The organism is Tsukamurella sp. USMM236 (assembly GCF_037148755.1).
Classification (GTDB): Bacteria; Actinomycetota; Actinomycetes; order Mycobacteriales; family Mycobacteriaceae; genus Tsukamurella.
In genome coordinates this window covers 248,114-259,179 of the sequence record NZ_JBBCSS010000001.1, presented here as the reverse complement: position 1 = coordinate 259,179, position 11,066 = coordinate 248,114, and the positions used below count along the sequence as shown (strand labels likewise).

Here is an 11,066-nt window from a genome sequence, read left to right as displayed (position 1 = left end):
CTTCATGCCGGGCGCGGCGCAGCGGCCGCGACGAACGACGTGCTCACGACGCAGCACTCACGGTCGACGGGGTCTCGACCCACAGCGACGAGCGCGACGCGGAACCGCTCGCGGCCCCGCGGCCCGACTTCCCGGCCGCGGTGAGGGCCTCGGCGGCCTCGAGCTCGGGCATGACGTCGTCGACGAGGTCTTCGATCGTCTCCACGATCCGTTCGCCGTGCGAGCTCGTGCAGCCCACCGAGGAACTGATCGACGTCACGGTCGATCGCAACTGCGCCGTCGCAATAGCTGCGCGCGCCTCGATGGCCCGCGAACCGGCGCTCTGGCCGAGGTTCGCACCGGCGTCCTTATCGGAACTCAATGCCACCCTCCCGTCCTGCCCAGCCAGACGGCACACACGTACCGACTGAATTCGTTGTCGCAAAAGAATGTACCACCCACATTGCAACTGCACTTCTTTGAAGTCACCCTTGTTCGATTGCAAGACGACCAGGTCAGGCCCCACAGGATCGCGATCGACAATTCCGGTTGTCGATCACGTTGTGCACGGTCACAGGTCGATGCCCTGCGCAGCGATCCCGCGTCTTCGCGCACCGTCGTGGCGTCTCCATGCGAATCGGCTAGAACATGTTGCAGCGGAATCGAGTTTGCGAGAGGCGACCTGGTCGGAGTAGGAATCGCCCCCGCCGCCGATGCCGGACCGGGCGCCACCCCAGCTCCTCGCGCGAGTCTTTCGTGAGAGTTCACACCGACTTCGAGAATTCAATTTCAGTAATATCCGGCGCTCCGCGCTCCGGACATGACGGCACCGGCGTCGCCTCGGACTCCGCGCCGCGGGGCTGTGCCAAGCTGTCCACTATGAGGAGATTCCGGCGGATCCCGCTCGCCGCGCTACTGACCGCGGTCCTGACCGTCACCGGATGCGCCACCGTCGTCGACGGCACCGCGCAGCCCGACCCGAGCGCGGCCGCCCGCCTAGACACCGGCGGCTACCCGACAGCGCCACGGCAGGTGCCGGAACGAACCGATCCCAACGACCGGCGCGTGCAGGCGAGCTACGAGTTGTCCGGCCACCTCATTGCTCCGCCCGAACTCGACAAGACCTTCAACTGGCCGGCAGCGGCGTCGACGCCGGTCCTCCCGTCGACCGTCGCACTCGGGATGGTCTTCGGAGTCCCGCTGGTGAGCGCACTGTCGCAGAACGAGAGTTACGTCGGCGGCGCCGTCTCGGCACGTCAGACCGCGCTCATCGAACGCGCGCAGCCGAACACCGCGCGCATGAGGACCGGCGTCATCCGATACCGGACCGCCGACAACGCGACCGCCGCGGCCCGGGCCGTGCGCGAGGCCGTCGGCTCCAATCAATCCGCGCCCATCGCCGACCACGCCGACGCCTTCCTCGGGACCAGCCTGCTGGACCACGACCTCACGAAGGTCTGGTGGATGCCCTTCCAGGACTACCTGCTCGTGATCGGTTTCGGCAATGTCGCGGACACGACGGCCGAATCCCTCGCGAAGTCCTGGATCGACCGGCAGACCACGGCGCTGCGGGCGGTCACCGTGACAACGGAGCAGATGCTCGCGCTACCGCCGGACCGCGATGGCATCATGTCGCTGACCCTGCCGGACGTCGTCCGGACGGGCGACGGCGCCCAGCTCGCCCTCGGTTACCTCGCTCCGCAGGCCTGGGCGAACGCCGCAGCCGACGACTGGCTGGCCACGAAGACGCTCCTCGAGCGCGCCGGGGTGGATCTCATCGCTGCCGCCGGTTCCACGGTGACGCGCACTCGGAGCGCGACGAGCGCTCGGTACCTCGCCGACGCATACCGGACGGGCGAGGACGGCGGGTCTGGCAACGCGACCGAGGAGCGAGGCGCCGCGGGCGTCCCCGATTCGCGCTGCGCCTCCTCCATCACGCGGGCCAACGGCGACCCGCGAAAGGCTTACACCTGCAGCTTCACGGCAGGTCGATACTACGTCGCGACCGGCGCGGTCAGCACTCTCACCCAGGCGCACCAGCAGGCGGCCGCGAGCTACCTGATGGTCAAGGACGCGAAGTGAAGGATCAGGCGACTACGCGGGAGACTGCGCCCAGCGGATCGGTGTAGACACCGTCGAGCGCGGCGGCGCCGGCGGCCTGCTGCTGCACGCGCCCACCCGCGCCACTCACCCGGACGGCCCGGCCGGGCTCGGCCGAGGTGGCCTTCAGCGCGGCGGAGACGTGCGGGAGGATCGCTGTGTGGTCGGTGAAGGCCTGGCCGCCCAGGATCAGCCGGTCCGGGTTGAAGATGTCGGCCACCAGCGCGGCGGCCTCGCCCAGCACCCGGCCGCGCTCGGCGACGATGGCCCGTGCGGTCTCGTTGCCGCCGTCGGCCAGCTTGTGCAGATCCGCGATGGTCCGGACCGAAAGCTTCTGCGCGCGGGCGGCGTCCACGACGGCGGTGTCGGTGACGGCGTCCTCGAGGCGGCCGGTGCGCTTCGGATCGAGCAGCTCGACGTTGCGCGTCGGCAGGTGACCGATGGTGTGCGGGCCCGACTTCGGCGAGTGCACGGCGCCGTGCAGCGCCAGCGCGACGCCCACGGTCTCGCGACCGTAGAAGTACAGCGTGGAGCCCTGCGACTCGTACTCCTCCGAGAGGTGCAGCTCTGCGGCGGCCATCGCCTCGACGTGCGGGGCCACCGTCACGGGCAGGCCGATCGCGCCCGAAAGGCGTTCGCCGAGAGCGACATCCTTCCAGCCGAGGCGCGGGTGGTCGGCGACCACACCGCGGTCGTCCACGCGGCCGCCGATGGCGACGCCGGCACCCAGAACGGTACGGCCGTCCCAGCGGGCGAGGAAGCGGCGCGCGCTGGTGGCGATCACCGACAGCACCTCGCCGGGCTCGCCGCTCTCGGGCGTGGGGATCTGGATGGCGCCGATGACCTTGCCGGCGACGTCGTGCATGGTCACCGTGCTCACGCGGAAGCCGATGTGGATGCCCAGGGCGACGGGGCCGTTCGGGTCGACCTCGAGCGGCAGGCGGGGCCGGCCGACGACGCCGCTGGCCGCGCGGTCGGCGCGCTCGCGCACCAGACCGGCCTCGATCAGGGCCGTGACCTGGCGGTTCACGGTGGCGGCTGACAGCTGCGTCTCGCGGACGATCTCGTCACGGAGCACGAGGCCGCCGCGGCGGATCACGCGGAGGACGGCCGCCGCGGGCTTCTCCGAGACCCGCAGCTGCGGGGCGAAGACGCGGGCGGGGGCGGCGGTGCGGGCCGGACGCTCGCCGGCGACGGGCCGGGCGAGGGGGTTGCGCGGCCGGGCGACGCGGGCCTGTGCGGGGCGGGCCTGCGGGGCGCGGTTGGCGGAAACGGCGGGGAGATCAACGACGGTCATGGTTCCTCGAAGTGTGTGCGTACGCCGCGACCTCCGGGGCTACCCCGGGCGCTGGCGTGAAATGGAGTTGTCGAATGAGATCAGCCCAGGTGAAGGGGCCGGCGGAATTGCGAGCGGGAACGCTCAGCAGCAACACATTCGACAGTGCACGCGAACCATGGGGAGACGGCAGCCCAGCGCGACGGTCTCATAACCGACGCGCAGATGGGCCTCAAGACTCCCGGACATGTGTTGAAAGTAGCACCCCGCACCGCCGGGCGCACAAGCGCAACGAGCCGAATTGCGACGCACGTCACACCCGGCGGCCGCCCTTCTTCCGAAACCGGTCCGTTCCGGGCTCTCGGCGAAGTATTCGCGCCGCGACCTGCCCCGACGCCGGTTTCAGAACCGGTGCCGCGGAAAACCGGTGGCGCGCCGCACGCGGCGGCTCCTATACTCGGCGCCATGCTGTCCTGAGACGTCCTCGGCCCTGCCGCATGCCCCGGTGTGACCACTCCACCCGTCGCGGCCCCTGACGACCTCAAGGAGCATTCATGGCTACCTCTCTCGCTGTCTCCGCACTCTCCCTCCGCTGGCCCGACGGCACCGTCGTCTTCGACGATCTGAGCTTCACCATCCCCGCCGGACGCGCCGCGCTGGTCGGCGCCAACGGTGCCGGGAAGAGCACCCTGCTGCGCATCCTCGCAGGTCGAATCACCCCGACGGCCGGTTCGGTGAGCGGCACGGGCGTCGTCGGCTACGTGCCGCAGCACCCGCAGGCCCGACCCGAGGACACCCTCGCCGACGCGCTGGGCATCGGCGGCACCGTCGCCGCGCTGCGCCGCATAGAGGGCGGCTCGGCCGAACCCGAGGACTTCGAGGCCGTCGGCGACGACTGGGACGTCGAGGAGCGCGCGACCGCGGTCCTCGACGGCCTGGGCCTGCGGCTCGGGGCCCTGGACCGCACCGTCGGCACGCTGTCCGGCGGCGAGGCCACCCTGCTCGCCATCGCCGGTCAGCTGCTCCTGCGGCCCGACACCCTGCTCCTCGACGAACCGACGAACAACCTCGACGAGCGCGCCCGCGGCCTGCTCACCGAGGCCCTGGAGCGGTTCGCCGGCACGGCCGTGGTGGTCAGCCACGATCTGACGCTGCTCGAGCGCATGGATTCGACGGTGGAGCTCTACCGCGGTTCCGCGCGCGTGTTCGGCGGTCCGTACTCGCACTACCGCGAGGTGCTCGACGCCGAGCAGGCGGCGGCGGAGCAGGCCGTGACCACCGCGAAGGGCGACCTCAAGTCCCAGCAGCGCGACCTGGTCGAGGCCCGCACCAAGCTCGACCGGCGCAAACGGTACGCCGACAAGGCGGAGGCGGAGAAGCGCGTGCCGCCGATCCTCGCGGGCCTGCTCAAGCAGAAGGCCGAGGTCTCGGCCGGGAAGCACCGCGTCCTCCACGAGGGCAAGGTCGACTCCGCCCGCGACGCCCTCGACCAGGCGCGAGAGGGCGTCCGCGACGACCGCTCCGTCCGCATCGCCATGCCCGAGCCGGGGCCGGGCCTGCACCGACTCCAGCTGGACGACGGTCCGCTGCAGGTCGTGGGCCCGGAGCGGATCGCGCTCGTGGGTCCCAACGGCGCCGGCAAGACGACGGTGCTGCGCCGCGCCATCGCCGCCGCCCGGGCCGCGGAGCCGCCGACGGTGATCGGCTACGTCCCGCAGGACGTCCGCTTCGGGCCCGCGGAGGAGGGCTCGCTGCTCGACGCGGTGCGCGACGCCCATCCCGACCTCGACGCACAGCACGCCCACGCCGCGCTGGCCCGGATGCTGTTCCGCGGGCGGCAATCGGAGCGGATCGTCAGCACGCTCAGCGGCGGCGAACGTCTGCGGCTCGCCCTGGCGATCGCCCTGCTCGGGGATCCGGCACCGTCGCTGCTGGCGCTGGACGAGCCGACCAACAACCTCGACGTCCCGTCGGTGGAGCTGCTGGTGGAGGCTCTGAAGTCGTGGGAGGGGGCGCTCGTCGTCGTCTCGCACGACCGCGCGTTCCTCGACCTGCTGGGGCTGACCCGCGAGGTCGAGATCACCCGCTGAATTCGTCGTGAAACCGGCCGATTCAGGCGTTACGAAGCCCATATCGGCCTCGTACGCCAGGATTCGGCCGGTTTCACGAGCGCCGGTCTCGATAAGCTGCACGGATGGATCGGGCGACGATGATGGGGGCGATCGCGAACAGCGTCCTCGAGGGGTGGGCGCCCGCACCACTGGATTCCGAGCGGCTGCTCGCGCTGGCGGACGGCGTCGTCACCCTCGACGAATACCTCGCCGGCGCGATCGACCGCGCGCTGGCCGGCGCCGAGATCGGCCCGCCCGACTGCATCGACGTGCCGCTCGACTTCCCGGACACGTTCTATCCGGGCACGCGGATCCTTCGCAATCGCTTCGGGATCCGCGATCCGCACGTGCTGCGGCAGCTGGAGTTCGAGGTCGGGGCCGCCCAGCAGTACGGCATCGAGACCGGGCTCGTCACGGTGCCCGCCACCTTCGACGGTGCACATTTGATCGCGATCCACCGCACCCTGTTCGGCGCGATCTACCCGTGGGCGGGCGTCTTCCGCCGCTACGACATGGGGCTGCGGGACCAGACCTTCGGGGCGGCGCTGATCGACCGCTACCTCGACGATGCGACGGTGATCATGCAGCTGCCCCACCACCCCTTCGCGCAGGCCGCGCCGGGCGAGAGCGCGCGGCGGGCCTACGCGCACCGCGCGGCGACGGCGTACGCCTACCTGAACTGTGCGCACCCGTTCCGCGAGGGCAACGGGCGCGCCGCGAAGACGCTGCTGCAGCTCGTCGCCGCGCGGGCCGGGTACCGGTTCGACTACGCCGCCGTCACGAAGAAGATGTGGGACGGCGCCTCCCGCCGGTCTGCGCCCGACCCTGGCCACTACCGGCCCGACGCGCACGCCCTGTACCGCGTCTTCACGACGATGACCGCGCGCAATCACGTGTAGCGAATCCTCATGCGCGTATGCGCGATGGCAAAGGTCGCGCTAGGCTCCGGCTGTGGGATTCGACTCGCAGAAGGACCGGCGCGTGGCGATGGTCGCCGCAGGTGGCCTGGCGTTCGTCGTACTCGGCACAGTCTTCCTCGCCGCCTACCTCATTGTCTTCGGCCTCTGCTTCGCCGCCGCCCGTGCTGCACTGAATTGGGGCTTCGCCGGCTCTGCCGATACGTCGTCGGCATGGAGGAACGTCGCGGCCGCGATCCTCGCCGTGTTCGGAACGGCGCTCGCGGGACGCGCCTTCGACCGCACCGTTCTGCTCGTTCGACGACTTCGCGGCAGAAGTACGTCGGGCAGACACGCCACCACCGTCCGGCAGGACATCGGCCAGATGATGGTCGGTGGGGTCAAGTGGGCCGAGCTTCTTACCTTCATCGCGATCGGCGTACCCGCGGTACTCGCAGCGGTTTACATCGTCAGATACGCCAAGGCCTGGTTCGACCTGACGCCGTTCGCGTCCAAGGTGCTCGTCGTGGTCCTCGCTTTCGCTATCGCCTACCCCGCGCTCCGTGTGCGGGACACGATCGCCGGCGCCATGAATGACCGCCGTGCCGAACCCTGACGCTGCGGATCAGAGCCGGTAGGACTCCAGCCCCAGCCAGCCGGCCATCTCGGCGACGGTCTGCTCCAGCGCGGCCTCCGACGCGGCGTCGCGGCCGCCGGGCTCCCAGGTGGTCGAGTGGATCAGCAGCTCTCCCGCCGCGCGATCCGCCTTCACGTCGCAGCGCGCGACGATCCGATCGCCGAACACGAAGGGCAGCACGTAATAACCGTGCACCCGCTTCTCCTTGGGCGTGTAGATCTCGATCCGGTAGAAGAAGTCGAACAGCGCCTCCGCGCGCTCGCGCTGCCAGACGACGGGATCGAAGGGCGAGAGCAGCGCCCGCGCCGCGATCGCCCGGGGCCGCTTGGCCTCCGCGTGCAGGTAGACGGTGCCGGGCCACCAGTCGGCCTCCACCGGCAGCAGTTCGCCTGCGGCGACGAGCTTCTCGATGGCGGGCGCGGCCTGCGCGGTGGACAGCCGGAAGTAGTCCCGCAGGCAGCGCAGCGTCCCGATACCGTGCGCCTTCGCCGACTGGCGCAGCAACTCGACGAACGCCTCCTCGTCGGACACCTCGTGCTCGGCCAGCTCACCCAGCACCGACGTGGTGGGCGCGTACAGCCGCTCGAACTGGCTGGTGCGGCCGGCGCTGGTGACCTCGCCGGCGTGGAAGAGCACCTCCAGCCCCTCCTTCACCGACGACCAGTTCCACCCCCAGTGCGTCTTCTCCACCACCTGCTCGTGCTCCAGGTGCGCTTCGAGCGCGCGGGCGGTGAGCGGCGGCAGCTCGGCGAGTGCGCCGCGCAGCCGGTCGAGTTGGCCGGGATGCCGGGAGTCGTAGCTCGCGAACCGTTGCGACACCCGGTCCGCGGTTCGACGGTGCCGCAGCAGCGGCCAGGTCTCGGGCGGCACCAGCGAGGCCTCGTGGGCCCATGCCTCGACGAGCCGCCGCGGGTTCTTGTCGCGGGCGCGGTCGAGCAGCGCGGTGTCGTAGTCGCCGAGGCGCGCGAAGACGGGCAGGTACTGGCTGCGCGCGACCACGTTGACGCTGTCGATCTGGATGAGCTTGAGGCGGTCGATCGTCTTCTGGACCTGCCGCATCGTCGGCGCCGAGGCGCCGGCGAAGCCGGGCTCGAATCCCTGGGCGGCGAGGGCTATCCGCCGCGCCTGGGGCTGGCTGACCCTCATGCGCTGGGGGCGCCCGCCAGCCGCGGGAAGAGGTACTGCTCCAGCATGGGGGCGATGGTCAGGTCGCCGTGGTCTGCGGGGTCGATCCAGCGCGCCTCGGCGATCTCCGCCGCGGCGCGCGGCTCCACGCGCAGCGCGGTGGCGAAGACCGTGGACTCGATGTCGGTGTTCGCCTCGTTGGCGGCGGGGCCACGCCAGGACACCAGGTGCGTGAGGTCGTCCGTCGTCAGCGCGACGCCGAGTTCCTCGTCGATCTCGCGAACGGCGCAGTCGATCGCGGCCTCCCCCGGCTCCAGCTTGCCGCCGGGGAGCATGAAGGCGTCGGTGCCCCGCTTGCGCACCGTGAGCACCCGCCCGGCCTCGTCCCGGAAACACACCGCAGCCACCGTGAGCACGTCCATGCCGCCACCCTAGCGACGGCCACCGACAGGTTCTTCGTTCAGCACTCCGGCACGTTGACGGCGAGGCCGCCGAGGGAGGTCTCCTTGTACTTCGACAGCATGTCGGCGCCGGTCTGGCGCATCGTCTCGATGGCCTGATCGAGCGAGACGCGGTGCGTCCCGTCGCCGTGCAGGGCGATGCGGGCGGCGTTCACCGCCTTCACGGAGGCGATGGCGTTGCGCTCGATGCACGGGATCTGCACGAGTCCGCCGATGGGGTCGCAGGTCAGGCCCAGGTTGTGCTCGATGCCGATCTCGGCGGCGTTCTCCACCTGCGCGGGCGTCGCGCCCATGACCTGCGCGAGCGCGCCGGCCGCCATCGAGCACGCGGAGCCGACCTCGCCCTGGCAGCCCACCTCGGCGCCGGAGATCGAGGCACGCCGCTTGTAGAGCACCGCGATCGCGGCAGCGGTCAGCAGGTAGTCGCACACCACCTGCTCCCGTCGGGCGGCCAGCGACGAGCGGAACTTCAGCGCGTAGTACAGCACCGACGGCACGATCCCGGCCGCGCCGTTCGTCGGCGCGGTGACGATGCGGCCGCCGCAGGCGTTCTCCTCGTTGACGGCCATGGCCGCGACGTTGAGCCAGTCCATGGCGTCGGCACCGTCGGAATCGACGAGCCGGCGGTACAGCCCCGGCGCGCGCCGCTTGACCCCGAGCCCGCCGGGCAGCATGCCCTCGGCGCGGAAGCCCCGCTCGATGCAGGCCTCCATGACCTCCCAGATGTGCAGCAGCCCGGCGCGCACCTCGCGTTCCGCCACGTCCGACGGTCCGCCGTGCAGCGCGATCTCGTTCTCCAGCATCAGCTGCGGCACGGTGCGGCCGGTGCGCGGGCAGGTCTCGAGCAGCGCGGCGGCGGTGTCGAAGTCGTGGGGCACGCCGGGGGTCCCGGCGAGCGGGTTCACGGTTTCGGCGCCGGACTCGCGCTCGACGAAGCCGCCGCCCACGGAGTAGTAGACGGCCTCGTGCTCCGTCCCGTCGGCGAGCTCGGCCCGGAACCGGATGCCGTTGGTGTGCCGCGGCAGCACGGTGAGCGGGTGCAGCACGATCTCCTCGGCGCACAGCGGCACCTCGTCGCGCCCGCCGAAGGCGATCCGGCGGGTGGCCTCGATCTCGGCGCCGCGCTTCTCCACGTAGTCGGGGTCCACGGTCTCGGGGCGGTTGCCCTCGAGCCCCAGCAACACCGCGGCGAAGGTCCCGTGCCCGCGCCCGGTCGCGGCCAGTGAGCCGTACAGATCGACGTGGACGGCGCGCACCGTCGACGGGGCGGACCGCAGCTCGTCGGCGAAGTCCGCGCCCGCCCGCATGGGGCCCACGGTGTGGGAACTCGACGGGCCGATGCCCACCGAGAACAGCTCGAACACACTGATCGTCACCCTTCCACCCTATGCCCCATACAGTGGACTCATGGGCGACGCCGAAGATCTGGACATCGACGGTCTGCTCCTCCCGGGCGAACGCAAGTACACCTTCCGTGAGCTCGCCGAGCAGGGCGGCATCGACGTGGAGGACCTGCGGGTCTGGTGGACCTCCGCGGGCTTCGCGGACCTGCGCGACGACGACCAGAAGGCCTTCACGCAGGACGACGTGGCCATCGTCCAGGACCTGTCCGACCTGTTCACCCTCGACGTGATCGACCGCGAGGCCGTGCTGCCCGGCGCGCAGTCGCTCGGCCAGGCGATGTACCGCCTCGCCGAGTGGCAGGCGGGGATCGTGAAGATGTACCTCGACAGCGCCCACGACGCGGGCGTGAAGGATCCGTCGGCGGGGGTCGCGCAGGTCATCGACAAGATGGAGAACCTGCAGTCGCACGTGTGGCGGCGGCACCTGTCCACCGCGACGCAGCGGCTCGTGACCCTCGAGGACGCGGACGCGCTGACCGCGCGGATGGCGGTCGGCTTCGCCGACATGGTCGGCTACACCCGGCTGAGCCGCGGCCTCGCCGTCGAGGAGCTGAACACGCTGGTCTCGACGTTCGAGGCGCGGATGCAGGCGGTGATCTACGGCGGCGGCGGGCACATCATCAAGGGCGTCGGCGACGAGGTCATGTTCGCGGCCGACGACCCGTCGGCCGCAGCGCGCATCGCGCTGGAGCTGCAGGCTCCGCACGAGTACCCCGAGCTCGACGTGATCGAGATCGAGTTCCCCCAGCTGCGGGTGGGCCTGGCGTACGGCGAGGTGCTGCAGCGCTACGGCGACCTGTTCGGCAGCGTGGTCAACCTGGCCGCCCGGCTCACCAGCGCGGCCCGGCCCGGCACCGTGCTCATCGACGACAACTTCACCCAGGCCATTGCCGACGATCCGGACCTCGACACCCGCAGCCTGCGCGCCTACCGCGCCCGCGGCTTCCGGGCCGTGCACCCGCACCTGCTGCGCTACAGCAAGGACGCCGTCGCCACGATGGAGGCCGAGGCGGCCGAAGCCGCGGCCCAGGCCGAGCCCACCGAGACCGACGCGGCGGACCAGCCGGCCGAGAAGTAG

Annotated in this window: 10 protein-coding genes; 5 read left to right on the top strand and 5 right to left on the bottom strand. The window is 71.1% G+C overall.

Annotation, left to right across the window (positions count from 1 at the left end; all coding sequences use genetic code 11):
• Positions 1-43: 43 nt before the first annotated feature.
• Positions 44-361, bottom strand: a complete 318-nt coding sequence (locus WFK95_RS01175; RefSeq protein WP_224651441.1) for a hypothetical protein — start codon at positions 359-361, stop codon at positions 44-46.
• 497 nt (positions 362-858) lie between these two features.
• On the opposite strand from WFK95_RS01175, the gene WFK95_RS01170 reads away from it, so the two are divergent.
• A complete protein-coding gene (locus WFK95_RS01170) occupies positions 859-2,061 on the top strand; it encodes a DUF7373 family lipoprotein (protein ID WP_224651438.1) in 1,203 nt (400 codons plus the stop codon).
• Between the two features lie 4 nt (positions 2,062-2,065).
• Here the strand turns inward: WFK95_RS01170 and WFK95_RS01165 are convergent, their stop codons facing one another.
• A complete protein-coding gene (locus WFK95_RS01165) occupies positions 2,066-3,376 on the bottom strand; it encodes an ROK family transcriptional regulator (protein WP_336669631.1) in 1,311 nt (436 codons plus the stop codon).
• Between the two features lie 533 nt (positions 3,377-3,909).
• On the opposite strand from WFK95_RS01165, the gene WFK95_RS01160 reads away from it, so the two are divergent.
• From WFK95_RS01160 to WFK95_RS01150, 3 genes are all read left to right on the top strand, one after another.
• The gene (locus WFK95_RS01160; protein WP_224651742.1) at positions 3,910-5,445 is read left to right on the top strand and encodes an ATP-binding cassette domain-containing protein; all 1,536 of its coding nucleotides are present in this window, start codon (positions 3,910-3,912) and stop codon (positions 5,443-5,445) included.
• 104 nt (positions 5,446-5,549) lie between these two features.
• On the top strand, positions 5,550-6,365 hold the full coding sequence (locus WFK95_RS01155; protein ID WP_224651741.1) for a Fic/DOC family protein: 816 nt from the start codon (positions 5,550-5,552) through the stop codon (positions 6,363-6,365).
• 52 nt (positions 6,366-6,417) lie between these two features.
• Complete coding sequence (locus tag WFK95_RS01150) at positions 6,418-6,978, top strand: hypothetical protein (protein WP_224651740.1); 561 nt, start codon at positions 6,418-6,420, stop codon at positions 6,976-6,978.
• Between the two features lie 9 nt (positions 6,979-6,987).
• On the opposite strand, the gene WFK95_RS01145 is transcribed toward WFK95_RS01150, so the two are convergent.
• Genes WFK95_RS01145 through WFK95_RS01135 form a run of 3 tightly spaced genes read right to left on the bottom strand, consistent with a single transcriptional unit; the run spans position 6,988 to position 9,961 of the window.
• Positions 6,988-8,145: a winged helix-turn-helix domain-containing protein gene (locus tag WFK95_RS01145; RefSeq protein ID WP_336669630.1), complete on the bottom strand. Its 1,158-nt coding sequence runs from the start codon at positions 8,143-8,145 to the stop codon at positions 6,988-6,990.
• Positions 8,142-8,546: an NUDIX hydrolase gene (locus tag WFK95_RS01140; RefSeq protein WP_224651738.1), complete on the bottom strand. Its 405-nt coding sequence runs from the start codon at positions 8,544-8,546 to the stop codon at positions 8,142-8,144. Before WFK95_RS01140 ends, WFK95_RS01145 begins: the two co-directional genes overlap by 4 nt.
• A gap of 38 nt (positions 8,547-8,584) precedes the next feature.
• Entirely contained in the window at positions 8,585-9,961 is a 1,377-nt protein-coding gene (locus WFK95_RS01135; protein ID WP_336669629.1) for an L-serine ammonia-lyase, read from the bottom strand.
• A 31-nt stretch (positions 9,962-9,992) separates the two neighbouring features.
• On the opposite strand from WFK95_RS01135, the gene WFK95_RS01130 reads away from it, so the two are divergent.
• Positions 9,993-11,066 (top strand): adenylate/guanylate cyclase domain-containing protein, encoded by a 1,074-nt coding sequence (locus WFK95_RS01130; RefSeq protein WP_224651736.1) that lies wholly within the window; start codon positions 9,993-9,995, stop codon positions 11,064-11,066.